Raw genomic sequence first — 25,250 nt, forward strand, 5'->3', positions numbered from 1 at the left:
CGGATCAGGCCGGGGTGGCGTCGAGGGCGTGGCCGACGAGGGCCAGCAGCGACTCGACGACCGTGATCCTGTTGCGCGCGTCCATGATCACGACGGGTACGTGCGGCGGTACGGTCAGGGCCTCCCTGACGTCCGCCTCCTCGAACGCCGGTGTTCCCTCGAAGTGGTTGACGGCGACGATGTACGGCAGGCCGCAGCTCTCGAAGTAGTCGAGCGCGGGGAAGCAGTCGGCGAGCCGCCGGGTGTCGGCGAGCACCACCGCACCGATCGCACCGCGCACCAGGTCGTCCCACATGAACCAGAAGCGCTGCTGGCCGGGGGTGCCGAACACGTACAGCACGAGGTCGTCGTCGAGCGTGAGCCGGCCGAAGTCCATCGCGACGGTCGTGGTGATCTTGTCGGGCGTGGCGGAGAGGTCGTCGGTCTCCTCGCTGGCCTGCGTCATCAGCGCTTCGGTCTTCAGCGGGGTGATCTCGGAGACCGATCCGACGAAGGTCGTCTTGCCCACCCCGAAGCCGCCCGCGACCACGATCTTCGTGGCGACGGGGGCCCTGGTGTGGTCCAGCTGCCAGGCCTGCGGCGCTTCCTCGGCCTGGTTGTCGGTGCCCGGCCGGCGGGGGGAGAAGAGCGGCGACTCAGAGACGGCGGAGGCCATTGAGCACCCTTTCGAGCAGTGCGCGGTCGGGCTGGCCGGTGCCGTGACCGGTCCCGTACACGCGGATCTTTCCTTGGTCGGCCAAGTCGCTGAGCAGCACCCGGACCACACCGAGCGGCATCTTCAGCAGGGCCGAGATCTCCGCGACGGTACGCATCCGGCGGCAGAGTTCGACGATGGCCCGCAGTTCCGGCATGAGGCGGGCGGACGCCCCCTTGCCCTGGGGCAGTTCGCGGCGCTCCTCGGGCGCTTCGAGCGCGGCGACGAACGTCTCGACGAGCAGGACGTGGCCGAAGCGGGTGCGGCCGCCGGTGAGCGAGTACGGGCGGACCCGTGCGGGCCTGCGGTCGGCACCGCGGACGGGGAGCCTGCGGGCGGGGTCGGCGGCGGGCTTCACTCGGCGCCCTCCATCGACTTGCGCAGCTCGCTGCGGAGTTCGGGGGTGAGTACGTGTCCGGCCCGGCCGACGAAGAGCGCCATGTGGTACGCGATGACGCTCATGTCGCAGTCCGGCGTGGCGTGCACCCCGAGCAGCGATCCGTCGCTGATCGACATGACGAAGACGCTGCCCTCGTCCATGGCGACCATGGTCTGTTTGACGCCGCCGCCGTCCATCAGTCCGGCGGCGCCGATGGTGAGGCTGCCGATGCCGGAGACGACGGTCGCGAGGTCCGCGCTGGAGCCCCTGGGCCCGTCCTGCGGGCCCCCGGTGGTCCGGGTGACCAGATGGCCGGGGTCGGAGGAGAGCAGCATCAGTCCGTCGGACGAGACGACGGTGACCGAGTGGACCCCTGGCACCTCCTCCACCAGATTGCTCAGCAGCCAGTGAAGGTTCCGGGCCTCGGTACTCAGCCCGAGCGTGCTGGGCGCAGTCAACTGTGTGCCTCCTCGACTGTGTCCCCCGTCTCATCCGTCTGGTCGTTTCGGACAGTTCCGCGGCCGGTCGTGCCGCGGTCGCTCTCGCCGCGCCCGGTGTGTGCGGGCCCCCCGCCGGGTGCGGCGGCCACCGGGAACGACCCGGTCGCCGTGAGTTCGGCGATCTCCGCCTCGACGTCCCTGCGGCCGTCCTTCGCGCCCTGGTGGAAGCCGCCGAGCCGACGGCGCAGCGCCTCCTTGTCCAGGTTTCCCTTGCGCTCGGCGGCGGGTGCCGTGGCGGGCTTGACGATCTTGGGGGTGCGCTTGGGCAGCCCCTTGTCGGTGAGGCGCTCGGCCGTCGCCCGCGACCGGTCCTCCTCCTGCTCCGGTCCCGGCTGCTCCGGTTCCGGTTCCGGCCGCCGGGGGCCGGGCAGGGCTTCGGCCACGGTCGTGGGGGCGGGAGCCGGCGCGGGCACCGGCTCGGGGGCCGGGGCGGTGTGCGGTTCCGGGGCCTCGTCCGCAGTGCGCTCGTGGCGGTCGGGACCGATGGCGTACGGGTCGGGCGCACCGGCCCCGGGAGCGGGCGCGGGGTCCGCCGGGGCGGGAACGGCCGCCGGGGCGACCGGGAGCCGGACCTGCATCGTGGTCTCGGACTCGGACTCGGGAGCAGGCCCGGGGGCGGGAGTGGGCTCGGGGGCGGCCACGGGCTCCGCTTCGGCGCCCTGCTCCTCGGCGCCCGGTCCCGCTGCGTCCGGTCCCTCTGCGTCCGGCTTTCCGGCGCTCGTCCCTTCGGCGCTCGTCTCGTCGGTGCCCGGCTCGTCGGCAGCCGTCTCTTCGGCGCCTGCCTCTGCGGCGCCTGGCCCGTCGATGCCCGACGCGCGGATCGCCCGTTCGGCCGCCTCGATCAGCGGGTCGCCGGAGCGGGCGGGCTCGCGTCCTCCCGGCAGCGCGTTGGAGTTGGCCTCGGCGACCGAGCCCGGCAGGTTCAGCGCGGGTGCCTCGCCGGGGACCTGGACCGGCGGCGGCGCGGCGGCCGGCGGCGCCTTCGGCAGCAGGGCCTCGGGCAGGACGACGACGGCCGTGACCCCGTTGCCCTTGTGTTCGCGCAGCTGGATCCGTACGCCGTGGCGCGCGGCCAGCAGGGAGGCGACCCGGAGCCCGAGTCCGGCCTCCGGCGCGCCCTCGCCGTCCTGCTCGCCCGGGTCGAACAGCGCGGGGTCGCCGAGGCGGGCGTTGAGCTCGGCCATCCGCTCGGGCGACATCCCGATGCCCTCGTCCTGGACGGAGAGCATCACCTCGCCGCTCTCCAGCAGCCAGCCGGAGAGCTGGACGTGGGAGTCGGGCGGCGAGAAGGAGGTCGCGTTCTCCAGGAGTTCGGCGACGAGGTGGCTGAGGTCGTCGGCGGCGAAACCGGCGATCTGGGCGTGCGGCGGCAGGGACTGGATCGTGACCCGCTCGTACCGCTCGATCTCGGACACGGCCGCGCGCGCCACGTCGACCAGCGGGATCGGTCCCGCGTGCCCGTGGCTGTGCTCGGCGCCCGCGAGGACCAGCATGTTCTCGCTGTGCCTGCGCATGACGGTGGCCATGTGGTCGAGCTTGAAGAGGGTCGCGAGCCGCTCCGGGTCGTGCTCCCGCTCCTCCAGGCTCTCGATGACACCGAGTTGGCGCTCGACGAGGCCGAGGGTGCGCAGCGAGAGGTTGACGAAGGTGTGGTGGACCGTGTGCTCCAGCCGCTTCAGCTGGGCGGTGAGCTCGGCGGTCTGCGCCTGGAGCTCGGCCCGCTGTACGTCGAGGGCCTCGCGCCCGGCGACCAGTTCGGCGCGCTCGGTCCGCAGCTCCTCGAAGCGGCCGTTGAACTCCTGGAGGAGCCCCTGGAGCCTGCCGTGCAGGCCGTTGAGGGACCGTACGACCTGGGCGAACTCGTCGTTGCGGCCGGTGTAGCGGATCGGCTCGGCGGTCTCGGGCTCCGCGGCGAGGCGGGCGGCGCCGATCCGCAGGACGGCGAGCGGCTGGGTGAGGGTGCGGGCCACCGCCGTGGAGACCCCGACCGCGATCAGCAGACAGCCGCCGAGCAGCGCGATGCGCAGTTCGAGCGCGGTGACGTCGTCGTCGCGCAGCTGCTCCAGGCGCCGCACCTGCTGGGTGCCGAGGGCGGATTCGACGCTCCGCATCCGGTCGACCCGGGCGGAGAGCGCGGCCTGGGCCTTCTTGCGGCTGGTCCGCAGGTCCGATTCCGACAGCTCGGGGCGGTCGGTGAGGGTGTTGAGGTACTTCTCCGCGCTGTTGACCTCGGGCCCGGTGACGGTGGACGACAGCTTGTCGCGGGCGGTGGAGCCCGCGACCTGGTCGAAGTCCGCGAGCGCGGCGAGTTCGCGGACCCGGGACTGCTGGGCGGCGGCGCTCAGCTCGTCGCGGACGCGCTCGTTCTTGTCGCCGCCCCCGTCCTGGGGCTGGACCGGCAGGCCGGTGATCGGGTCCAGCTGCGGGGTGGTGACCGGCCTGGGCACCGAGAGCGCGGCGATCAGCAGGCCCCTGGTGGCGGACGCCTGCTCGGTGGCCTGCCCGAGGGTGAGCGGGGCACGGGTGGCGTCGGCCGCGCGCGGCGGGGTCTTCTCGGCGAGTTCGTCGGCGAGGTCGTGGAGTTTGGCGATGACCTCGGAGTACGCCCGGTGGGCGTCCAGCGCCGTGCCCTTGCCGCTGAGCGCGTCACGGCGCAGGGAGGGGATGGTGGAGAGGTCGCGGCGCAGTGCGGCCGGGGCCGCGTCCCTGATCTCGTCGACCCGCTGGTCGACCCGGGCGCTCCGGCTGCCGTCGCCGTCCCCGCCGTCCGACGCCGGGCCGGACTTCTCGTCCCGGCCCGCCGCGATACGGGCGGTGAGCTCGTCGCGCTCGTCCGCGAGGGCGTGGGCGAGGGCGATGGCCTGCTGGTTCAGCTCGGCGAGGGTGACCAGCCGTTGTGAATCGTTCAGCACGGAGGAGGCGGTGAGGATCGCCGGGGTGCCTGCGGCGATGACGGTGATGCCGACGACGGCGACACCGGCGACCAGCCGGCTCCGTACCCGCACGGGGCGCCTGGTGCTCCCGCTCCCGGCGGCTTCCGGCGGCGTGACCCCGGAATCGCCGTGCCTGCTGCCCTTGCTCCGAGGCCGCTTCTTCTGCACCGGTGCTCGCAATCTTGTACTCGTCCGCCCTTGAAGCAGAGGTGACGCACGGTCACAAGTGATGAGCGTCCCGACCCCTGGTACGGCTTCCGACCATTCCAGTGCTTTTGAGAGGGGGGCGCGCATCAACCACTCCGCCACCTGAACGAGTGAACATCACTCCAGAGTTAGCAAACAAGTTTCCCTTCAAACCTTCTCGGATACCCGCGATCCGTCGGTTGGAACTTCCGCTCGGGCTTTGGCAGGATGCCCGCCCGCACGCCGCACGGAGGCTTTCCTTCCGCCCCGGCGCATCCCTGACCTGCTGATGCAGGCCGATATCGGCCTGATGCGGGCTTCGTGAAGGCATCGTGCAGACTGGCCGCATGCGCATCGACCTGGCCACCGCCGCAGGCAGCCCGGAGCGTCCGAACGAGGACTGGGCCGCCACCGCACTGCCCGCGTCCGGGCAGGGTGGGGCGTTGGTCCTGCTCGACGGGGTGACTCCGCCCCCGGACGACGACGGTTGTGTGCACTCGGTCCCCTGGTTCACCGCGCGACTGGGCGGCGCCCTGGTCGAACTGTCCGGTTCGCGGCGGGATCTGACCCTCCAGGAGATTCTGGCCATGTCCATTCGGCGCACCGCCGACGCACACCGCGCCTCGTGTGACCTTTCTCACGTTCGTACGCCGCAGGCGACGGTCGTCATGGCCCGCTGGGACGGGGACGGGGTCGAGCATCTGGTGCTCTCCGATTCCGTACTGCTGATCGAGGCGCACGACGGAACCGTGCGCCCCCTGCTCGACGACCGGCTCGACCGGCTGCCGCCGGGTTCGCTGGCCAGTGCCGCGATCGCCGACGCCCGGGTGCGGAACAAGGAGGGCGGCTTCTTCACCGCCGCCGCCGATCCCTCCGTGGCGGACCGCGCGGTCACCGGGCGCACCCCCGCCGACCGGGTGCGGGCCCTGGCCGCGCTGACCGACGGGGCGGCCCGCTGGACGGAGATGTTCCACGAGGGCGACTGGGCGGACTGCCTCGGAGTGCTGCGCAAGGAAGGGGCCCAGGGGCTGATCGACCGGGTGCGGGCCCTGGAGGACGGGGACACGGAGCGCACACGTCTGCGCCGCGGCAAGACCCATGACGACGCGACGGCGCTCTACGCGGTGCTGTGACGGAGAACCAGAAGGACGAAGGAACGGAAGACCGACGGGCCGACGGGCCGAAGAGCCGGAGGACCGGAGGGCTGACGGGTCGGCAGGGCGGATCGGCGGCCGTGAACGCCCCACCCCGCCCTGCCCCGCCTTGGCGTCACTCCTCGGCGCGGGCGTTCAACTGATGCAGCAGCCTGGCCAGTTCGGCCACCTCGGCCCGGTCCCAGTCGTCGAGCTTGCGGACGTAGCGCTCACGGCGGGCGTCGCGCACGCTGCGGTAGCGGGCCAGCCCCTCGGCGGTGAGGTGGACCAGGAAGGCCCGCCCGTCGGCCGGGTCGGGTTCGCGCGCCACCAGCCCGAGGCCCTCCAGGGCGCGCAGTTGACGGCTCATGGTCGCCTTGCCCACCCCGAAGTAGGCCGCGAGATCGGTGGCCCGCTGCCGCCCCGCCGACTCCAGCCGGACGAGGAGTCCGTACGCGGCGGACTCCAGCTCCGGATGGACCTCGCGCGCCATCTCCCCGGAATTGGCCCGCGCCCGGCGCAGAAAGACGGCCAACTCGCGCTCCAGTGCGAGGAATGCGTGGTCCACACCACTCCCTCCGGTCGCGCCGCGTTCACTACCGCTTTCGCTCCCGTGCACGTCAACACCCCTCACAAGCTTTCCTGCTGCTGAAAAATTCTTTCGCCGCTGGTCATCACCGCAGCTCGGCCAGTATTTCGCAGGCATAGACCAACGACGGCGCCCGGACCCTCTTCCGCAGCGCGTTTCTACGTGCGTAGAGTCATGCCTGGCATGTCCACACCATGACATGCGGCAGGGGGCGCAGGGCGTCCCCTGGGATCAGCGCGTCCCCCCACCGAGTCCTCGGAGGCACTCCCATGCCGGTGCTCAGATCCACGTCCGGACAGTCCCGTCGGCCCCGCCTCGCCGCGGCCGGGACCCTGCTCGCGGCCCTCTCCCTCCTCATCGCCCTGCCGGGCGCGGCGAGCGCCGCCGACCACGACAGGGCCGCCAAGAAGCCCGCCCGCGGCACGGCCACCATGGGCATGGGCGTCATCGCCCACGACGGCCAGGGCAAGCAGGACAGCGGGTCGGTCAACACTCTCGCCGTCCAGACCGAAGGCGTCGACGTCTCGGGCCACCAGGGCAACGTCGCCTGGTCGACGCTCTGGAACAGCGGCGTGAAGTGGTCCTACGTCAAGGCCACCGAGGGCACGTACTACAAGAACGAGTACTTCGCGCAGCAGTACAACGGCTCGTACAACATCGGCATGATCCGGGGCTCGTACCACTTCGCCACCCCGAACACCACGAGCGGCGCCACCCAGGCCGACTACTTCGTGAACAACGGCGGCGGCTGGTCGCGGGACGGCAAGACGCTGCCCGGCGTGCTCGACATCGAGTGGAACCCGTACGGCGACCAGTGCTACGGCAAGACCCAGGCCGGCATGGTCTCCTGGATCCGCGACTTCGTGAACCGGTACAAGGCGCGCACCGGCCGCGACGCGGTCATCTACACCGCGACCAGCTGGTGGAAGACCTGCACCGGCAACAACAGCAGCTTCGGCACCACCAACCCGCTGTGGGTGGCCCGTTACGCCTCCACTGTCGGCGAGCTCCCGGCCGGCTGGGGCTTCTACACGATGTGGCAGTACACCTCGTCCGGCCCCTACGTCGGTGACCACAACCGCTTCAACGGTGCCTACGACCGTCTCCAGGCGCTCGCCAACGGCTGATCCGATCTCGCCGCCGGCCGCGCGGCACACCTCCCCGCACCGCCACGCCCCGGTGACCCGCCCGGTCACCGGGGCATCGCCGTTTCCCGCACCCGACCAGGGGTTTCCCCTCCGGCCCGATGCGCGGGCCCCCCTATGAACCCGCTGTATACACCCTGTGTATATTCCTTCTCCGTCGCACATGCCTGTGCCCGCAACAACTACGGAGGAGTGAGCCGCCTTGTCCCTGAAGACGAAGTCGATCGGTACGGGGTTGGTCGCAGCCCTTGTGACGGCCCTCACTCTGACGCTGAGCGGCTGCTCCATGGAGACCACCGCACCGGGCTCGGCACGTGAGGACGCGGGCTCCGACGCCAAGGGCTCCTTCGGCCCGGTCGACTGCCGCAAGGCGAAGTGCATAGCCCTGACCTTCGACGCCGGCCCCGGCCAGTACACCCCGCGCCTGCTGGACATCCTCAAGGAGGAGAAGGTCCCCGCCACCTTCTTCCTGCTGGGCAAGAACCACGTCAAGAAGCACCCCGACATGGTGCGCAGGCTCGCCGCCGAGGGGCACGAGGTGGCCAACCACACCTGGACCCACCAGGTCCTGACCGACCGGGAACCGGACGAGATACGCGCCGAGCTGAAGCAGACCCAGGACGCGATAGCGGAGATAACCGGCAAGAAGCCGCGGCTGATGCGCCCGCCGCAGGGCCGCACCGACGACACCGTCTCGGAGATCAGCAAGGACCTGGGGCTCTCCCAGATCCTGTGGAGCGCCACCGCGAAGGACTTCTCCACGAACGACTCGGAGCTGATCAAGAAGCGCATCCTGGACCAGGCGAGCAAGGACGGCATCATCCTGCTGCACGACATCTACAAGGGCACGGTGCCCGCGGTGCCGGGCATCATCGACGCGCTGAAGAAGCAGGGCTACACCTTCGTCACCGTCCCCCAGCTGATGGCGCCCGCCGAGCCGGTCCCCGGCACCATCTACCGCCCCTGATCCATCTCCCGTCCCCGGGCCGTCCCCGGGCCGTCCGGGATCCCGGACGGCCCGGACACGCGGAACGGCCCGCCCTCCCGTCGCCTTGCCGGGAAGGCGGGCCGTCCGTACCGGTCGCGTCCGTACCGGTCGCGCGCGTGGCGCCGCGTCCGTCACGCCGTGGCGGTCACGCCGCGGCCGGGATCCTCTCGTCGGTCCGGGCCGAGGCCGGGGCCAGGGCGATCTCCAGCACCTGGCGGACGTCCGTCACCGGGTGGACCTCCAGCGTGTCCAGGACCTCGGCGGGCACGTCGTCCAGGTCGGCCTCGTTCCGCTTCGGGATCACCACGGTGGTGATCCCGGCCCGGTGCGCGGCCAGCAGCTTCTGCTTCAGGCCGCCGATCGGCAGCACCCGTCCGGTCAGCGAGACCTCACCGGTCATCGCCACGTCCGTACGGACCAGCCGCCCGGAGAGCAGCGAGGCCAGCGCCGTCGTCATGGTGATGCCGGCGCTCGGGCCGTCCTTCGGGACCGCGCCCGCCGGGAAGTGGATGTGCACGCCGCGGTCCTTCAGGTCCGCGACCGGCAGTTCCAGTTCCGCACCGTGCGACCGCAGGAAGCTCAGCGCGATCTGCGCGGACTCCTTCATCACGTCGCCGAGCTGACCGGTGAGGGTCAGTCCGGACGCCCCGGTCTCCGGGTCGGCGAGCGACGCCTCCACGAAGAGCACGTCGCCGCCGGCGCCGGTCACCGCGAGTCCGGTGGCCACGCCCGGCACCGACGTCCGGCGCTCGGACGGGTCCTGGGCGGACTCCGGGACGTGGTGCGGGCGCCCGATCAGGCCCCGCAGGTCCGCCTCGGTGACCGTGAACGGCAGTTCCCGGTCGCCCAGTTCGTGCTGGGCCGCGACCTTGCGGAGCAGCCGGGCGACGGCCCGTTCCAGGTTCCGCACGCCCGCCTCGCGGGTGTACTCGCCGGCCAGCTTGCGCAGCGCGGACTCGTCGAGCGTGACCTCGTCCTTCTCCAGGCCGGCCCGCTCCAGCTGGCGCGGGAGCAGGTGGTCGCGGGCGATGACGACCTTCTCGTCCTCGGTGTAGCCGTCGAGCCTGACCAGCTCCATGCGGTCGAGCAGGGCCTCCGGGATGGCTTCGAGCACATTGGCCGTGGCGAGGAAGACCACGTCGCTGAGATCGAGTTCGACCTCCAGGTAGTGGTCGCGGAAGGTGTGGTTCTGCGCCGGGTCGAGGACTTCGAGGAGGGCGGCGGCCGGGTCGCCCCGGAAGTCGGAGCCGACCTTGTCGATCTCGTCGAGCAGGACGACCGGGTTCATCGAACCGGCCTCCTTGATCGCCCGGACGATGCGTCCCGGCAGGGCGCCGACGTACGTACGCCGGTGGCCCCGGATCTCCGCCTCGTCCCGCACGCCGCCGAGGGCGACGCGGACGAACTTGCGGCCCATGGCATGCGCGACGGACTCGCCGAGCGAGGTCTTGCCCACGCCGGGCGGTCCCACCAGCGCCAGCACGGCGCCGCCGCGCCGCCCGCCGACGACCCCGAGGCCGCGGTCGGAACGCCGCTTGCGCACGGCCAGGTACTCGGTGATGCGTTCCTTCACGTCCTGGAGACCGGCGTGCTCGGCGTCGAGCACCTGCTGGGCGCCCCGGATGTCGTAGGCGTCCTCGGTCCGCTCGGTCCACGGCAGTTCGAGGACGGTGTCGAGCCAGGTCCTGATCCAGGAGCCCTCGGGGCTCTGGTCGGAGGAACGCTCCAGCTTCTCGACCTCCTTGAGCGCGGCCTCACGGACATGCTCGGGGAGGTCGGCGGCCTCGACACGGGCCCGGTAGTCGTCGGACTCGTCCTCCGGGTCGCCGTTGAGCTCGGCGAGCTCCTTGCGCACGGCGTCGAGCTGGCGCCGCAGCAGGAACTCGCGCTGCTGCTTGTCGACGCCCTCCTGGACGTCCTTGGCGATGGACTCGGCGACGTCCTGCTCGGCGAGGTGCTCGCCGAGCCACTGGATGGCGAGCTTCAGCCGGGCGACCGGGTCCGTGGTCTCCAGGAGCTGCACCTTCTGGGCAGTGGTGAGGAAGGGCGAGTAACCGGAATTGTCGGCGAGCGCGGAGATGTCCTCGATCTGCTGGACCCGGTCCACGACCTGCCAGGCGCCGCGCTTCTTCAGCCAGCTGGTGGCGAGCGCCTTGTACTCCTTGACCAGCTCGGCGGCGGCGCCGGGGAGCGGGTCGGGAACGACCGCGTCGACCCTGGTCCCCTCCACCCACAGCGCTCCGCCCGGCCCGCTGGTCCCGGCCCCGATCCGCACCCGGCCCCGGCCGCGGATGAGCGCGCCCGGATCTCCGTCCGAAAGCCGTCCTACCTGCTCGACGGTGCCGATCACACCGGTACCGGTGTACGTGCCGTCGATCCGCGGCACCAGGAGCACCTCGGGCTTGCCCCCGCCGTCCCGGGCTGCGACCTGCGCGGCCTCCACCGCGACGCGTACATCGGTGTCGGACAGGTCCAGAGGCACCACCATCCCGGGCAGCACGACCTCGTCGTCGAGCGGCAGCACGGGCAGGGCGAGCGGAGTGACCGCATTGGAATCGATAGCCATGATCTCCCCTTCGGCAGTCAAGTTGAGCTATGCAGACTCAATGCTCCTGAGCCGTCCATTGTTCCCCGGGGAGTGTTCGCTCTGAGCGATCACCCGGTCGCCGTCCAGAACCGGTACCCCTCGCGCAGGCCGGTCCGGGCTGCACGTGGCCCTGACCGAGGGCATTCGCCCGGCAGAGCTCACCGAGGCCGAGCTCTACCCCGCCGGCGTCCGGGAGCGCGGCAAGTCGCTCGACCACGTGGCCAGCCACTACCGGGCACTGGTTCCGTTCTTCCGGGCAGCGGCGGATGCCGGGGAAGCCATGCTCATCCGACTGGGCCGACGGGGAGGCGCCCGTCCGGTGCCCGGCCATCCGCATGGCGCCGGACGGATGAGCACGTCGGACCCGCGTGGCACCGGGCGGATGCGCGCACCGGGTCCGTCACTCCGCGGCGGCCGGGGAGAAGTCCGGCACCGGCACCGGGCGCGAACCGTTCCTCAGCGACTCCGCACCGGCCACACCGACCAGCGACGCGGCCACCGCGGGCCGCACCGGGACCAGCGGCGGCTCCCCGCGTTCCACCGTGGCCCGGAACCCCTGGAGGACGCGCACCGTGCCCTCGGCCCGCCGCTCCACCGGCTGCCCGTCCAGGATGAGGGGCGGCGCGACCCGCTCCTCCTCGTGCGCGACGCCGTCGTCGCGGGTCCAGCCCTCCGCCCGGACGCGGACGGACCAGGACCGCTCGCCCGACGCACGCACGGACTCGGCCAGCGCCCGGGTGCCGCGGACGGACAGCCAGCTCCAGTGGCTGTCGGGCTCGCCCTGGAGGAAGCCGTGGCGGGTCACGGCCAGCGCGCCGGTGGACAGCCGTACGGTCATGACCACGGCACGGGCCGGATCCGCCTCGTGCGCCCGGAACGCGGACACCTCCACCGGCCAGGCGTCCGTGAGGGCCAGCACCGGCGAGACGGTGTGCGTGCAGTACGCAGTGGCGGCAATGCGGCCGCGCCAGCTGCCGGGGTCGCCGATCAACGCGTCGACGTCCTGCGGCGACATGCCGTGCAGGTAGTCGGCCTCGATCAGGTCGACCCGGCCCAGCTCCCCGGCCCCGATCGCCTCCCGGAGCAGGCGGACGTGCGGGTGGAGGACGTAGTTCTCGGCGAAGGAGTAGGTGGCGGTGGACCGCTCCGCCGCCTCGATCAGCCGTCGGCCCTCCTCCTCGTCCACGCAGGCCGCGCACTCGGAGAGCACATGCACGCCCCGTTCCAGGAACGCGATGGCCAACGGCGCGTGCGCGTCGAAGTCGTTGGCCAGGACGACCCCGTCCAGAGGGAGGTCCAGCAGGTCCTCCCACCGGTCGGTGAGCACCGCTCCCGGCAGCTCCTCCCGCGCCGCCTCCAGGCGTTCGGCCTCCCGGTCGCAGGCGGCCACCACCTCCATGCCCACCCGTCGGCACCAGCCCGCCAGGTACAGCCCCATCCTCAACCCGATCACAGCAACGCGCATACGCGCATGCTCTCTTGGCGCCGTCCGCCCGCGCCAAGCCTTTTCCGGCCGTCCTGCCCTGTACGTACGGGTGCCCGCCCCGCGCGTACAGGGCCCTGCCCCCGCGGGTACGAGTCCCCGCCCTGCGCGTACGGCCCCGGCCCGACACGTGCGGGAAAATCGTTCGGCTCCGCGCGGCGCACCGGGCACAGTGCCCACATGGACGACGACAGCGACGGTGGCGGCAGCGGGGACCGGGGGCTGGGCGAGGACGGGACGATCCGGCGGGAGGGCTCGCTGAGCCGGGTGCCCGCGGCGTTCGCCCCCGTGGTGGCGGCGGCCCGGTCCCGGATCTCCGCGGCGTTCGACGGCACGCGGCTGCACAGCGCGTACGTCTACGGCAGCATCCCGCGGGGCACGGCCGTGCCCGGTGTCTCCGACCTGGACCTGCTGCTGGCGCTGCACGACGCGCCCACCCCGGCGGACGAGGCCGCGGCCCGCGCCGTCGAGGCCGGCCTGGACGCCTCGTCCGACCTGATCGACGGGGTCGGCGTCCTGCTCTTCGACGTCGGGACGCTCACCAGCGAGCTCGAACGCGACGACCTCGGCTTCTTCGTCGCCTGCCTCTGCACGCCGCTGCTGGGCGAGGACCTCGCCCAGCAGTTGCCGTCCTACCGCCCGACCGCGCGGATCGCCCGGGAGACCAACGGGGACCTCCATCTGCTGCTCCCCCGGTGGCGGCGGAGGGCCGCCGAGGCCACCACGGACGCCGAGCGCCGGTACCTCAGCCGCGGGGTCGCCCGCCGGCTCGTCCGTTCCGGCTTCACCCTCGTGATGCCGCGATGGGGCGGCTGGACCAGTGATCTGGTGGAGTCGGCCGAGGTGTTCGCCCGTTACTACGCCGACCGTCCGGAGCGGGTCGAGCAGTTGCGGTCGGCCGCGCGCATCGGGCGCGCCCCGTCGGCCGACCCCGCCGTCGTCGCGATGCTCGTCGAGGACCTCGCTCCGTGGCTGGCGGCCGAGTACCTCGCGGTGCACGGCCCGAGGGCGCCTCGCCCCTGAGCACCGCACCGCACCGCACCACGGCAGTACCGTCCGTCCGGCCGTCCGTGAACCGGTCCGCTCCCGGTGCCCGATAGAAGGGGTGTGAAGCTGTTGCACCCCTCGGGGGAGGACCGGGACGACGAGTCGCTGTTGCGCGCCGTCGCCCGCGGGGACACGGAAGCGCTGGCGACGCTCTACGACCGGCACGCCGGCTGGCTGCTCGCCCGGCTGAACAGGCGGTGCGCGGACGGCGAGACCGTGCGGGAGGTGCTCCAGGACACGTTCGTGACGGTCTGGCGCTCCGCCGGTTCGCACCGCGGCGCGCAGGTCGGCGGCTGGCTGTGGGTGATCGCCTCGCGCCGTCTGGTGGACGCGCAGCGGACGCAGGCCCGCGCCCGGCTCACCGCGCTGGCCGAGCGGGCGGAGCACGGGGAGCGGGCCGCCACCGCGCCGTCCGCCGAGGAGCGGGTGCTCACCGGTCTGGAGTACGGGGACGTGGGCGCGGCGCTCGACCGGATCTCGCCCGAGCTGCGGGAGGTCCTGCGCGCCACCGTGATCGACGGTCTGACGACCCGTGAGACGGCCCGGCTCCTCGGCATACCGGAGGGCACGGTCAAGACCCGGGCGATGCGGGCCAGGCGCGAGCTGCGCGCCGCGCTGGAGCTGCCGGTACCGGGGGCCGGACCGCTGGGGGGCACGGCATGACCGCGACGGGAGGTGACGGGATGGCCCCGTGGCACGTGGACGGTGAACTGGCCGGGCGGTACGCCGCGGACGCGCTGCCGGAGACGGACGCCTGGTCCGTGGAGAAGCACGTGGAGGCGTGCGGGGAGTGCGCGGCGGAGGTCTCGGCCGCGGTACGCGCGCACCGGGAGACGGCCGCGGTGCTGGCCGCGGTGCGGGAGGGGGTGCTGGCCGCGGTGACCGCGGAGGCCGGGGCGCCGGACGGCGCGGGCCCGGTACGCCGCTCCGCGCCCCGGCCCCGGAGCGGCGCGGATCCGGTGCGCCGCCTGCTGCGCGCCGTACGCGGACCGGGCCCCCGCACCCATCGCGACGCGGGCCAAGGGCGCCCGGGGGCCGCCGCACCAGACCGAGGCGGCCCTGTCGGCCGGGGGCGTCCGCCCGTCGGCGTGCCGGGGGCCCGGGGCGGGCGTCTGCTGTGGGCCGCGGGGCCCGCGCTGCGCGGGCCGTGGCTGCTGGCACTGGCGCTGGTGGCCGTGGGGGCCCTCGCCCTGGCGTACGGGGCCGGGCTCGGCGGCGCCGCGCGTCCGCTGCTGCTCGTCGTCGCGCCGGTGCTGCCGCTCGCCGGGGTCGTCGTCTCCTACGGGCGGCACACGGACCCGATGCACGAGATCGCCGCGGCCACCCCGTCCGGCGGGCTGCGGCTGCTGCTGACCAGGACCGCCGTGGTGCTGGGCGTGAGCATCCCGGCGCTCACCCTCGCCGGGGCGGCGCTGCCCCCGTCCGCCACCGGGCCGGGCCCGGCTGCCTGGCTGCTGCCGGGGCTGGCGATGACGCTGGCGGCGCTCGCGCTCGGTTCGTACGTCGGCTGCCGCACCGGCGCCTCGTCCGTGGCCGCCGCCTGGGCGGTCGCCGTCGTGCTGTCCGCGGGTGCCTCGCCCTCCGCCGTCGAGGCACCGGTGACCGGGGCCGCGCGGTACTTCGCCGGTCCTTCCGCTCAGGGCGCCTGGGCCGCGGCGGCGCTGCTGTGCGCCGTCCTGCTCGCCGCGCGCCGCAGATCCTTCGACCATCTGGAGACGTCGTGAACGTGAACGGCACCACGGCCGTGAACACGGTGGAGGTCAGGGGACTGACCGTCCGGCACCGCAGGACGACCGCGCTGGACGCCGTCGATCTCGACTTCGCACCCGGTGTGCACGGGCTCCTCGGCCCGAACGGGGCGGGCAAGACCTCGCTGATCCGGGTGCTCGCCACGGTCGCGGCACCGTCCGGCGGCCGGGTGGAGCTGCTCGGCAGCCGGGTCGGCGACCGGGCGGACCACCGCAGCCGGGCGGAGGTCCGGCGCAGGCTCGGCTACCTGCCGCAGGAGTTCGGCCACTACCCGGGCTTCACGGTCCGCGAGTTCGTCTCCTACGTGGCCTGGCTCAAGGAGATGGACGCGGCGACCGTCCCCGCCGCCGTCGAACGCGCGGTGGACCGGGTGGGTCTGACGGACCGGATCGACGCCCGGGTGAAGACCCTGTCGGGCGGCATGGTGCGACGGGTCGGCATCGCCCAGGCGATCGTCAACGACCCGGATTTGCTCCTGTTCGACGAGCCCACCGCCGGTCTCGACCCGGAACAGCGGGTCGAGTTCCGGGCGCTGATACGGGAACTGGGCCGCACGGCCACCGTGATCGTCTCGACCCATCTGGTCGAGGACGTGGCCGCGGCCTGCACCGAGGTCACGCTGATCGAGGCGGGCCGGGTCGCGTACCGGGGCACGACGCGCGAGCTGGCGGAACTCGGCGGCACGGACGACGCGGGCGGCACGGCGGGCGACGGAACGGAACTGTCGGACGGCAACCCCGTCGAGCGCGGCTACACCGCCGCGCTGCGCGCGCACCGGGCGGCGGTGACAACCCGATGACGACCCCCACCACCCCGGAGAAGACCTCGTCCGGAAGGCCCGGGCCCGGAAGGATCCGGCCCCGTGCCCTCCCGAACGCCGCCCTGCGGACCGAGCTGCGGCGCGGAATCGCCCCGTGGACGGGCCTCGCCGTCGCCCTCACGCTCCTCGTCCCACTGTGGAGCAAGGCGACCCAGTGGCAGGGGAGCTGGGGCGATACGCAGACCGAGCTGCACTCGGCGGCGACCCTGCTCGCCGGCCCGCTCGTCGCCGCGGCGGCCTGCTGGCAGGGCGGCAGGGAGCACCGGCGCGGTACTGCCGAGCTGCTGCTCTCCGTGCCGCGCGGCCGGTTCGCCCGGGTGGTGACGGCCATGACGCCCGTCGCGCTGTGGGCGGCTGCCGGGTATCTGGTCGCGCTGGCCTCGGTGTTCGCGGCGACCGCCCCGTACACCGGCGCGGGCGGCCCGTCCCTCGCGATCGCCGCCACGGACCTCGGGTTCCTGCTGTCCGTGGCTCCTGTGGGCTTCGTCGTCGGCCGGCTGGTGCGGTGGCGGCTGGCCGCCCCGGTGCTCGCGGCCGTCCTGTACGTCGCGCTGGGCGCCCCGGGCTATCTGGAGTCGAACGCCCGTTTCCTGAGCCCGGCCGAACAGTTCTACCTCGAAGGGTCCGTGCCGGTGTGGTGGTTCGCACCGGTCCTGCTGGCCTGGACGGGCGGCATCGGCGCCACGGTGCTGCTGGCGTACGCGGCCCGGCGGCGGCTGCCGGTCGTCGTACCGCTCGTGCTGGCGGTCGCGGCCGGGACGGTGATCGCGCGCACGGGCGACGGCCTGCTCCGGGACGATCCGGCCACGACGCGCAAGGTCTGCTCGAAGGCCGCCCCCGGCACTCCGCAGATCTGTCTGGCCGCGTCCGACTCCCTCGTGCTGCCCCAGGTGTCCGAGGCGCTGGAGGGGGTGTTCTCCCGGCTGGAGGGGGTGCCTGGCGCACCGGTCCGTTACGTCGCCCCGCGGTACGAACCGAAGGACGGCGAGGCCCCCCTCGCGCACGCCGTACGGGGCTGGGGCATCACCCGGGACCGGCTGACCGACCCCCGGGAGTACGCGGCGAGCACCGCTCTGGGCCTGACCGCCCGCGACTGCCCGGACGGCGAGGACCGCAGGAGTGCCCGGGAGGCCGACCGGATGGAGCGCACCGACGACGCGGTACGGAGCTGGCTGGCCGGCGAGGAATCACGGTGGTACCCGGAGTCCCGTCGGCTCGCCCGTCTCGAAGCCATGCCGGACACCGACCGCAGGGCCTGGCTCGGCCGCTACCTGGCGACCCGGAACAGCTGCACGCCCTCGGAGGTACCGGCCCTGTGAGCACCCGTCCAGGCCCTGCCGTTCCTCTCCTTCCCCTTCCGCGCCTGCGGTCCCGTCCCCCTGTCCTGTACCTCCGTTCCCGCGCGCTCCCGCTCACCGTCGTCACCCTGGTCTGCGTCGCCCTCGTCGCCGCCTGGGCGGCGCACTGGCTGGAGAGCCGGCCGTACTTCGACCACACCGCCCGCGTCCCGGTCGTCGTACTGGCCCCGCTGCTCGCCTCCGCCGCGATCGGCACCGGCCTGTACGCGCACTCCGACGAGCTGGACCGGACCGCGGTGCGCCGCTGGTGGCCACGGAGACTGCTGCACCTGCTGGCACCGACCGCGCTGGCGGCCGGCGCGCTCGCGGCGGCCGTCCCCGGTCACCCGGAGGCGTACGGGGCCCTCGCCATGGTGCGCAACGTGCTCGGCGCGACCGGGGTGGCCGCGGCCTCCGCCGCCCTGATCGGCGCCCGGCCGAGCTGGCTGCCGATGACGGTCTACGGCGGGGCGGTCTATCTGGCGGCGCCGCGCACCCCGGGCGGTGCCGCGGCGGTGTGGGCCTGGCCGATGCAGCCGGGCCCGCAGGGGGCGGCGTGGGCGGTGGCCGTGACGGCGTTCGTGGCGGGGTCGGCCCTCCTCGTGGTGCGCGGCGCACGCCCGGAACGCGGGTAGCCCGACGGCGCACGGGCCGAACGCCCCCACCGGCCCCGACGACACACCGGCCGAACACCCCCACCGGCCCCGGCGGCGTACGGGCCGGACGCCCCACCGGCCTCCGGCAACGGACGGTCCCGGCGATCCGGCCCCGCCCCGCCCCCGGACCCGGCAATCCGCTGGCCTCCGGCCGCGCCGACCGGACAGGATGGCGGGGACCCTGTCCACGCGTCCACCGGAGACCCGCACCATGCCCCACACGCACCGCTCCGACGCCCCCACCCCCGTCACGCTCGACCGTCGCGAAGGCCCGTACGGCGAGGTCGTCCTGCGGGAGCGCGGTGACGACTTCGAGATCATCGCCAACGGGTGCTTCCTGATGGACACCTCGGACGGGCGCTCCGAGCGGCTGCTGATCGACGCGGCGCTGGCCGCCCTGCCCGCCGACCGGCCGGACCCGTCGGTGCTCATCGGGGGGCTCGGGGTCGGTTTCTCGCTGGCCCGCGCCGCCGCCGAGCCGCGCTGGGGGCGGATCGTCGTGGCCGAGCGGGAGCAGGCGATCGTGGACTGGCACCTGGAGGGTCCGCTGGCCTCGATCTCCGGCGCGGCGCTCGCCGATCCGCGGGCCTCGATCCTGACCGCGGACCTCGTCGCCCACCTGCACACGACCACGGAGCGTTACGACGCCCTGTGCCTGGACATCGACAACGGGCCGGACTGGACGGTCACCGATGACAACACGAGCCTGTACTCGCCCGCCGGTCTGGCGGACTGTCTGGAGCGGCTGACGCCGGGCGGCGTTCTCGCGGTGTGGTCCGCCCAGCCTTCCGCCGACTTCGAACAGGCCCTGCGGAATGCCGGTTTCAGTGGGGTAAGAACCGAAGAGGTCAGTGTTGCCCGAGGTGTTCCCGACGTGGTGCATCTCGCACTTCGGACGGACTGAGATTCCCCCGCCGGGTATCGACGGCCCCGAAAGCCCCGGGGCCAAGCATCACAAGGCCGACACTCCGCCACTTCCTCGCGCCCGAGCCGTTACACCCTGCGTAGCCGAGAGCAGTCCGCTGCCTTTACGCTGCTGACCCGTAACGGGGTCACCCACGAAATCCACAAGCGAAGACCGTGCGTCCGGGGGAACGGCCCCCGCGAGGACGGGCAGGGGCGGGGCGATGGAACAGACACACACCACCCACAACAACGTCGCGGCCACCCCGGGAGCGCAGCGCCGGGTGCTGGTGGTCGAGGACGACGCCACGATCGTCGATGCCATTTCCGCCCGACTGCGGGCCGAGGGCTTTCTGGTGCAGACCGCACTCGACGGCCCCGCGGCGGTGGACGCGGCCGAGGCCTGGCAGCCCGACCTGATGGTGCTCGACATCATGCTTCCCGGCTTCGACGGCCTGGAGGTCTGCCGCCGGGTGCAGGCCCAGCGGCCGGTGCCGGTGCTGATGCTGACGGCCCGGGACGACGAGACCGACATGCTGGTCGGCCTCGGGGTCGGCGCCGACGACTACATGACCAAGCCGTTCTCGATGCGTGAGCTGGCGGCCCGGGTGCACGTCCTGCTGCGCCGGGTCGAACGTGCGGCGCTGGCCGCCGTGACGCCGCGGAGCGGGATACTGCGCCTCGGCGAGCTGGAGATCGACCACGCCCAGCGGCGGGTCCGGGTGCGCGCCGAGGACGTCCACCTCACACCGACCGAGTTCGACCTGCTGGTCTGTCTGGCGAACACCCCGCGCGCCGTCCTGTCCCGGGAGCAGTTGCTGGCCGAGGTCTGGGACTGGGCGGACGCCTCCGGCACCCGCACCGTGGACAGCCACATCAAGGCGCTGCGCCGGAAGATCGGCGCGGAGCGGATCCGCACCGTGCACGGTGTCGGCTACGCCCTGGAGACCCCGGCCCCATGACCGCCTCCGGCCCCGGGCTGAGGCCCTTCTCCGTCAAGGCCAAGCTGGGCACGCTCGTGGTGGTCTCGGTGTTCATCACCACCGGGCTGCTGATGGTGGCCGTGCGCACCCGGACCGAGCTGCGGTTCATCACGGTGTTCTCGGTGATCGCGACCCTGCTGATCACGCAGTTCGTGGCGCACGGCCTGACGGCGCCGCTGGACGAGATGACGACGGTGGCCCGGTCGATATCCCATGGCGACTACACCCGGCGGGTGAGCGGCGCCGACCGGCGCGACGAGCTGGGCGACCTGGCCCAGACGATCAACCTCATGGCGGACGACCTGGAGGCCGTGGACCGGCACCGCAAGGAGCTGGTGGCCAACGTCTCGCACGAGTTGCGCACTCCCATCGCGGCGCTGAGAGCCGTGCTGGAGAACGTCGTGGACGGGGTGTCCTCGGCCGATCCGGAGACCATGCGCACCGCGCTGAAGCAGACCGAGCGGCTCGGCCGGCTGGTGGAGACGCTGCTGGACCTGTCCCGGCTGGACAACGGGGTGGTCACGCTCAGGGCCCGCCGCTTCGAGGTGTGGCCGTACCTGTCGGGAGTGCTGAAGGAGGCGAACCTCGCCGTCTCGCACCGCAGGCTGTCGTCCGGTTCCGGGAACCACACCCGAAAGGACGTACACCTGCATCTGGACGTCTCGCCGCCCGAGCTGACCGCACACGCGGACGCGGAACGCCTGCACCAGGTGGTGGCCAATCTGATCGACAACGCTGTCAAGCACAGCCCGCCGCACGGCCGGGTCACCGTGCTGGCGCGGCGCGGGGCCGGACCGGAGTCCCTCGTGCTGGAGGTCCTGGACGAGGGGCCGGGCATTCCGGAGGCGGAGCGGCACCGGGTCTTCGAGCGTTTCAACCGGGGCGAGGTGTCGTCGCCGCACGGTCCGGGCAGCGACGGGGGCACGGGGCTCGGTCTGGCGATCGCCCGCTGGGCGGTGGATCTGCACGGCGGACGCATCGGCGTGGCCGAATCTGCTCGCGGCTGCCGAATTCAGGTCACTCTTCCGGGGACCACCCAGGCGCGAGGTTGACATAGGGTTCGAACCGGAAGGGCACGTTCTGCGTGTTCCTTTCAAGGGGTGCGATCCAGGGGGCCGCAGCCGCGGTTCGACGTACCCTCAGCGAAGCGGAACCATGCTTGTTTCCCGCCATTTCCTGCCCCGAAACCCGCCTTCCGGTGTGACTTGCGCGACGAAGACCGGCCCGGCCTGCAAGTAACGGCCCGGGAGGCGTAGCCTTGATTTCCGCTGTCCATCACCTTGTGAAGCGGAAGAGGGCGGTTGCCGCCGTGTCGTCTCAGTCCCCCAGTAACTCGAGCATCTCGACCGACCAAGCCAGCACGGGTGCGAACCCCGCCGCGGCTTTCGGGCCCAATGAGTGGCTCGTCGACGAGATCTACCAGCAGTACCTCCAGGACCCCAATTCGGTCGATCGCGCCTGGTGGGACTTCTTCGCCGACTACAAGCCGGGCGCGTCCGGCACGGCGGACAAGCCCGTTCCCGGTGCCCCGGCCCCGGCGGCCCCGGTGACCCCGGCCGCTCCCGCACAGCCCGCACCGGCGCAGGCTCCCGCGCCGGCCGCGAAGACCCCGGCTCCCGCGGCTCCGGCCCCGGCGCCCGCACAGGCCGCCGCTCCGGCGAAGGCCGCGCCGGCCCCGGCCGCGAAGGCCGCCGCCCCCGCCGCCAAGGCCGCACCGGCCACCGAGGCCGCCGAGGGCCCCGAGTACGTGACGCTGCGCGGCCCCTCGGCCGCCGTCGCGAAGAACATGAACGCCTCGCTGGAGCTGCCGACGGCCACGTCCGTCCGCGCCGTCCCGGTGAAGCTGCTCTTCGACAACCGCATCGTCATCAACAACCACCTCAAGCGCGCCCGGGGCGGGAAGATCTCCTTCACGCACCTCATCGGGTACGCGATGGTGCAGGCCATCAAGGCCATGCCGGCGATGAACCACTCCTTCGCGATGAAGGACGGCAAGCCGACCCTGGTCAAGCCCGAGCACGTGAACTTCGGCCTGGCCATCGACCTGGTGAAGCCGAACGGCGACCGCCAGCTCGTCGTCGCCGGCATCAAGAAGGCCGAGACGCTCAACTTCTTCGAGTTCTGGCAGGCCTACGAGGACATCGTCCGCCGCGCCCGCAACGGCAAGCTGACGATGGACGACTTCTCGGGCGTCACCGTCTCCCTGACGAACCCGGGCGGTCTCGGCACGGTCCACTCGGTCCCCCGTCTGATGCCCGGTCAGTCGGTCATCATGGGTGTCGGCTCGATGGACTACCCGGCCGAGTTCCAGGGCACGTCGCAGGACACCCTGAACAAGCTGGGCATCTCCAAGGTCATGACGCTGACCTCGACGTACGACCACCGGGTCATCCAGGGCGCCGCCTCCGGCGAGTTCCTGCGGATCGTCTCCCAGCTGCTGCTCGGCGAGAACGAGTTCTACGACGAGATCTTCAAGTCGCTGCGCATCCCGTACGAGCCGGTCCGCTGGCTGACGGACATCGACGCCTCGCACGACAACGACGTGACCAAGGCCGCGCGGGTCTTCGAGCTGATCCACTCCTACCGGGTCCGCGGCCACGTCATGGCCGACACCGACCCGCTGGAGTACCGCCAGCGCAAGCACCCCGACCTGGACATCACCGAGCACGGCCTCACCCTGTGGGACCTGGAGCGCGACTTCGCCGTCGGCGGCTTCGCCGGCAAGTCGATGATGAAGCTCCGCGACATCCTCGGCGTGCTGCGCGAGTCGTACTGCCGCACCACCGGCATCGAGTTCATGCACATCCAGGACCCGAAGCAGCGCAAGTGGATCCAGGACCGGGTGGAGCGCACCCGCACCCAGCAGCCCGAGCGCGAGGAGCAGCTGCGCATCCTGCGCCGGCTGAACGCGGCCGAGGCGTTCGAGACCTTCCTGCAGACCAAGTACGTCGGCCAGAAGCGGTTCTCGCTGGAGGGCGGCGAGTCCGTCATCCCGCTGCTCGACGCGGTCATCGACTCCGCCGCCGAGGCCCGCCTCGACGAGGTCGTCATCGGCATGGCCCACCGCGGCCGGCTGAACGTGCTGGCGAACATCGTCGGCAAGTCGTACGCCCAGATCTTCCGCGAGTTCGAGGGCAACCTCGACCCCCGGTCGATGCACGGCTCCGGCGACGTGAAGTACCACCTGGGCGCCGAGGGCACCTTCACCGGTCTGGACGGCGAGCAGATCAAGGTCTCGCTGGCCGCCAACCCCTCGCACCTGGAGGCGGTCGACCCGGTCCTGGAGGGCATCGCCCGCGCCAAGCAGGACATCATCAACAAGGGCGGCACGGACTTCACCGTCCTGCCCGTCGCGCTCCACGGCGACGCGGCCTTCGCGGGCCAGGGCGTCGTCGCCGAGACGCTCAACATGTCGCAGCTGCGCGGCTACCGCACCGGCGGCACCGTGCACGTGGTGATCAACAACCAGGTCGGCTTCACCGCCGCCCCGGAGTCCTCGCGCTCCTCGATGTACGCCACCGACGTGGCGCGCATGATCGAGGCCCCGATCATCCACGTCAACGGCGACGACCCCGAGGCCGTCGTCCGCGTGGCCCGGCTGGCCTTCGAGTTCCGGCAGGCGTTCAACAAGGACGTCGTGATCGACCTCATCTGCTACCGCCGCCGCGGTCACAACGAGGGCGACAACCCGGAGTTCACCAACCCGCAGATGTACACCCTGATCGACAAGAAGCGCTCGGTGCGCAAGCTCTACACCGAGTCCCTCATCGGTCGCGGCGACATCACGCTGGAAGAGGCCGAGCAGGCGCTCCAGGACTTCCAGGGCCAGCTGGAGAAGGTCTTCGCGGAGGTCCGCGAGGCCACCTCGCTGCCGGCCCCGGCGCACGCCCCCGAGGTCCAGCCGGAGTTCCCGGTCGCCGTGACCACTGCGGTCTCCCAGGAGGTCGTGAAGGTCATCGCGGAGTCCCAGGTCAACATCCCCGACCGGATCACCGTCCACCCCCGTCTGATGCCGCAGATGCAGCGTCGCGCGGCCTCGGTGGAGAACGGCACGATCGACTGGGGCATGGGCGAGACCCTGGCCATCGGTTCGCTGCTGATGGAGGGCACCCCGGTCCGGCTCGCCGGCCAGGACTCCCGCCGCGGCACCTTCGGCCAGCGTCACGCGGTCCTCGTCGACCAGGTGACCGGCGAGGACTACACCCCGCTGCTCTACCTCTCCGACGACCAGGCCCGTTACAACGTCTACGACTCGCTGCTCAGCGAGTACGCGGCGATGGGCTTCGAGTACGGCTACTCGCTGGCCCGTCCCGAGTCGCTGGTCATCTGGGAGGCCCAGTTCGGTGACTTCGTCAACGGCGCGCAGACCGTCGTCGACGAGTTCATCTCCTCGGCCGAGCAGAAGTGGGGCCAGACCTCCGGCGTCACGCTGCTGCTGCCGCACGGCTACGAGGGCCAGGGCCCGGACCACTCCTCCGCCCGCCCGGAGCGCTTCCTCACGCTGTGCGCGCAGAACAACATGACGGTCGCCATGCCGACCCTGCCGTCGAACTACTTCCACCTCCTGCGGTGGCAGGTGCACAACCCGCACCACAAGCCGCTGATCGTCTTCACCCCGAAGTCGATGCTCCGCCTCAAGGCGGCCGCGTCGAAGGTGGAGGAGTTCACCAGCGGCGGCTTCCGCCCGGTGATCGGCGACGACTCGGTGAACCCGGCCGACGTCCGCAAGGTCGTCTTCTGCGCCGGCAAGGTCTACTACGACCTGGAGGCCGAGCGCGCCAAGCGCGGCGTCACGGACACCGCGATCATCCGTCTGGAGCGCCTGTACCCGCTGCCGGGTGCCGAGATCCAGGCCGAGATCGCCAAGTACCCGAACGCCGAGAAGTACCTCTGGACCCAGGAGGAGCCGGCCAACCAGGGCGCCTGGCCGTTCATCGCCCTGAACCTGATCGACCACCTGGACCTGGCCGTCGGTGCCGACGTCCCGCACGGTGAGCGCCTGCGCCGCATCTCGCGCCCGCACAGCTCGTCCCCGGCGGTCGGCTCGGCCAAGCGCCACCAGGCCGAGCAGGCCCAGCTGGTCGCCGAGGTCTTCGAGGCCTGACCCGCTGCCGCACGAAAAGGGGCCCGTTCCCGCG

The 25,250-nt window shown here is 72.4% G+C and carries 20 protein-coding genes and 1 pseudogene; 14 read left to right on the forward strand and 7 right to left on the reverse strand.

All coding sequences use genetic code 11. The features are described 5' to 3' along the window. Positions 1 to 4 precede the first annotated feature (4 nt). Genes ABZZ04_RS05090 through ABZZ04_RS05105 form a run of 4 tightly spaced genes read right to left on the reverse strand, consistent with a single transcriptional unit; the run spans position 5 to position 4,674 of the window. Positions 5 to 655, reverse strand: a complete 651-nt coding sequence (locus ABZZ04_RS05090; protein ID WP_356930806.1) for an ATP/GTP-binding protein — start codon at positions 653 to 655, stop codon at positions 5 to 7. Beyond that, on the reverse strand, positions 636 to 1,052 hold the full coding sequence (locus ABZZ04_RS05095; RefSeq protein WP_356930807.1) for a DUF742 domain-containing protein: 417 nt from the start codon (positions 1,050 to 1,052) through the stop codon (positions 636 to 638). The genes ABZZ04_RS05090 and ABZZ04_RS05095 overlap by 20 nt, the downstream gene beginning before the upstream one ends. Beyond that, positions 1,049 to 1,531, reverse strand: coding sequence for a roadblock/LC7 domain-containing protein (locus ABZZ04_RS05100; protein ID WP_356930808.1), 483 nt, complete (start codon positions 1,529 to 1,531; stop codon positions 1,049 to 1,051). The genes ABZZ04_RS05095 and ABZZ04_RS05100 overlap by 4 nt, the downstream gene beginning before the upstream one ends. After that, positions 1,528 to 4,674, reverse strand: a complete 3,147-nt coding sequence (locus ABZZ04_RS05105; RefSeq protein ID WP_356930809.1) for a nitrate- and nitrite sensing domain-containing protein — start codon at positions 4,672 to 4,674, stop codon at positions 1,528 to 1,530. Before ABZZ04_RS05105 ends, ABZZ04_RS05100 begins: the two co-directional genes overlap by 4 nt. 365 nt (positions 4,675 to 5,039) lie before the next feature. Between ABZZ04_RS05105 and ABZZ04_RS05110 the strand changes: the two genes are divergently transcribed. Then, the gene (locus tag ABZZ04_RS05110) at positions 5,040 to 5,825 is read left to right on the forward strand and encodes a hypothetical protein (protein ID WP_356930810.1); all 786 of its coding nucleotides are present in this window, start codon (positions 5,040 to 5,042) and stop codon (positions 5,823 to 5,825) included. Positions 5,826 to 5,961: 136 nt separating this feature from the next. Here the strand turns inward: ABZZ04_RS05110 and ABZZ04_RS05115 are convergent, their stop codons facing one another. Next, positions 5,962 to 6,444 (reverse strand): MarR family transcriptional regulator, encoded by a 483-nt coding sequence (locus ABZZ04_RS05115; protein ID WP_356930811.1) that lies wholly within the window; start codon positions 6,442 to 6,444, stop codon positions 5,962 to 5,964. A gap of 239 nt (positions 6,445 to 6,683) precedes the next feature. On the opposite strand from ABZZ04_RS05115, the gene ABZZ04_RS05120 reads away from it, so the two are divergent. Together ABZZ04_RS05120 and ABZZ04_RS05125 are read left to right on the forward strand one after the other, a co-directional pair. Next, positions 6,684 to 7,541 carry a lysozyme gene (locus ABZZ04_RS05120; RefSeq protein ID WP_356930812.1) on the forward strand — a complete coding sequence of 286 codons (858 nt, stop codon included), beginning with the start codon at positions 6,684 to 6,686 and terminating at the stop codon, positions 7,539 to 7,541. Between the two features lie 304 nt (positions 7,542 to 7,845). Further along, positions 7,846 to 8,526 (forward strand): polysaccharide deacetylase family protein, encoded by a 681-nt coding sequence (locus ABZZ04_RS05125; protein WP_356930961.1) that lies wholly within the window; start codon positions 7,846 to 7,848, stop codon positions 8,524 to 8,526. Positions 8,527 to 8,692: 166 nt separating this feature from the next. Here ABZZ04_RS05125 and lon read toward each other — a convergent pair whose 3' ends face one another. Next, entirely contained in the window at positions 8,693 to 11,113 is a 2,421-nt protein-coding gene (lon, locus tag ABZZ04_RS05130; RefSeq protein WP_356930813.1) for an endopeptidase La, read from the reverse strand. A gap of 145 nt (positions 11,114 to 11,258) precedes the next feature. Here lon and ABZZ04_RS05135 point away from each other — a divergent pair. Beyond that, positions 11,259 to 11,411 (forward strand): annotated as a pseudogene (locus tag ABZZ04_RS05135) (DUF1877 family protein); the annotation flags it as partial. Positions 11,412 to 11,534: 123 nt separating this feature from the next. Here ABZZ04_RS05135 and ABZZ04_RS05140 read toward each other — a convergent pair. After that, the gene (locus ABZZ04_RS05140) at positions 11,535 to 12,599 is read right to left on the reverse strand and encodes a Gfo/Idh/MocA family oxidoreductase (protein WP_356930814.1); all 1,065 of its coding nucleotides are present in this window, start codon (positions 12,597 to 12,599) and stop codon (positions 11,535 to 11,537) included. A gap of 198 nt (positions 12,600 to 12,797) precedes the next feature. Between ABZZ04_RS05140 and ABZZ04_RS05145 the strand changes: the two genes are divergently transcribed. From ABZZ04_RS05145 to ABZZ04_RS05190, 10 genes are all read left to right on the forward strand, one after another. Further along, positions 12,798 to 13,640, forward strand: a complete 843-nt coding sequence (locus ABZZ04_RS05145) for a nucleotidyltransferase (RefSeq protein ID WP_356930962.1) — start codon at positions 12,798 to 12,800, stop codon at positions 13,638 to 13,640. An 84-nt stretch (positions 13,641 to 13,724) separates the two neighbouring features. Then, positions 13,725 to 14,327: an RNA polymerase sigma factor gene (locus ABZZ04_RS05150; protein WP_356930815.1), complete on the forward strand. Its 603-nt coding sequence runs from the start codon at positions 13,725 to 13,727 to the stop codon at positions 14,325 to 14,327. Then, positions 14,324 to 15,388: a zf-HC2 domain-containing protein gene (locus ABZZ04_RS05155; RefSeq protein WP_356930816.1), complete on the forward strand. Its 1,065-nt coding sequence runs from the start codon at positions 14,324 to 14,326 to the stop codon at positions 15,386 to 15,388. Before ABZZ04_RS05150 ends, ABZZ04_RS05155 begins: the two co-directional genes overlap by 4 nt. 2 nt (positions 15,389 to 15,390) lie before the next feature. Then, positions 15,391 to 16,212 carry an ABC transporter ATP-binding protein gene (locus ABZZ04_RS05160; RefSeq protein WP_356930963.1) on the forward strand — a complete coding sequence of 274 codons (822 nt, stop codon included), beginning with the start codon at positions 15,391 to 15,393 and terminating at the stop codon, positions 16,210 to 16,212. Continuing rightward, the gene (locus ABZZ04_RS05165) at positions 16,209 to 17,552 is read left to right on the forward strand and encodes a hypothetical protein (RefSeq protein ID WP_356930817.1); all 1,344 of its coding nucleotides are present in this window, start codon (positions 16,209 to 16,211) and stop codon (positions 17,550 to 17,552) included. The genes ABZZ04_RS05160 and ABZZ04_RS05165 overlap by 4 nt, the downstream gene beginning before the upstream one ends. A gap of 44 nt (positions 17,553 to 17,596) precedes the next feature. Further along, on the forward strand, positions 17,597 to 18,205 hold the full coding sequence (locus ABZZ04_RS05170) for a hypothetical protein (protein WP_356930964.1): 609 nt from the start codon (positions 17,597 to 17,599) through the stop codon (positions 18,203 to 18,205). 232 nt (positions 18,206 to 18,437) lie between these two features. Continuing rightward, positions 18,438 to 19,130 carry a spermidine synthase gene (locus tag ABZZ04_RS05175; RefSeq protein ID WP_356930818.1) on the forward strand — a complete coding sequence of 231 codons (693 nt, stop codon included), beginning with the start codon at positions 18,438 to 18,440 and terminating at the stop codon, positions 19,128 to 19,130. 223 nt (positions 19,131 to 19,353) lie between these two features. Beyond that, a complete protein-coding gene (locus tag ABZZ04_RS05180; RefSeq protein ID WP_148839177.1) occupies positions 19,354 to 20,091 on the forward strand; it encodes a response regulator transcription factor in 738 nt (245 codons plus the stop codon). Continuing rightward, the gene (locus ABZZ04_RS05185) at positions 20,088 to 21,164 is read left to right on the forward strand and encodes an ATP-binding protein (RefSeq protein WP_356930819.1); all 1,077 of its coding nucleotides are present in this window, start codon (positions 20,088 to 20,090) and stop codon (positions 21,162 to 21,164) included. The genes ABZZ04_RS05180 and ABZZ04_RS05185 overlap by 4 nt, the downstream gene beginning before the upstream one ends. 257 nt (positions 21,165 to 21,421) lie before the next feature. After that, a complete protein-coding gene (locus ABZZ04_RS05190) occupies positions 21,422 to 25,216 on the forward strand; it encodes a multifunctional oxoglutarate decarboxylase/oxoglutarate dehydrogenase thiamine pyrophosphate-binding subunit/dihydrolipoyllysine-residue succinyltransferase subunit (protein WP_356930820.1) in 3,795 nt (1,264 codons plus the stop codon). The last annotated feature ends 34 nt before the right edge of the window (positions 25,217 to 25,250 follow it).

The organism is Streptomyces sp. NPDC006435, assembly GCF_040612315.1.
GTDB lineage: Bacteria > Actinomycetota > Actinomycetes > Streptomycetales > Streptomycetaceae > Streptomyces.

Excerpts from the sequence above, each read along its gene's own strand:
- ABZZ04_RS05090 (WP_356930806.1), bottom strand. The coding sequence starts at position 655 with ATGGCCTCCGCCGTCTCTGAGTCGCCGCTCTTCTCCCCCCGCCGGCCG.
- ABZZ04_RS05110 (WP_356930810.1), top strand. The coding sequence starts at position 5,040 with ATGCGCATCGACCTGGCCACCGCCGCAGGCAGCCCGGAGCGTCCGAAC.
- ABZZ04_RS05120 (WP_356930812.1), top strand. The coding sequence starts at position 6,684 with ATGCCGGTGCTCAGATCCACGTCCGGACAGTCCCGTCGGCCCCGCCTC.
- ABZZ04_RS05125 (WP_356930961.1), top strand. The coding sequence starts at position 7,846 with ATGGAGACCACCGCACCGGGCTCGGCACGTGAGGACGCGGGCTCCGAC.
- lon (WP_356930813.1), bottom strand. The coding sequence starts at position 11,113 with ATGGCTATCGATTCCAATGCGGTCACTCCGCTCGCCCTGCCCGTGCTG.
- ABZZ04_RS05140 (WP_356930814.1), bottom strand. The coding sequence starts at position 12,599 with ATGCGCGTTGCTGTGATCGGGTTGAGGATGGGGCTGTACCTGGCGGGC.
- ABZZ04_RS05145 (WP_356930962.1), top strand. The coding sequence starts at position 12,798 with ATGGACGACGACAGCGACGGTGGCGGCAGCGGGGACCGGGGGCTGGGC.
- ABZZ04_RS05155 (WP_356930816.1), top strand. The coding sequence starts at position 14,324 with ATGACCGCGACGGGAGGTGACGGGATGGCCCCGTGGCACGTGGACGGT.
- ABZZ04_RS05165 (WP_356930817.1), top strand. The coding sequence starts at position 16,209 with ATGACGACCCCCACCACCCCGGAGAAGACCTCGTCCGGAAGGCCCGGG.
- ABZZ04_RS05175 (WP_356930818.1), top strand. The coding sequence starts at position 18,438 with ATGCCCCACACGCACCGCTCCGACGCCCCCACCCCCGTCACGCTCGAC.
- ABZZ04_RS05180 (WP_148839177.1), top strand. The coding sequence starts at position 19,354 with ATGGAACAGACACACACCACCCACAACAACGTCGCGGCCACCCCGGGA.
- ABZZ04_RS05185 (WP_356930819.1), top strand. The coding sequence starts at position 20,088 with ATGACCGCCTCCGGCCCCGGGCTGAGGCCCTTCTCCGTCAAGGCCAAG.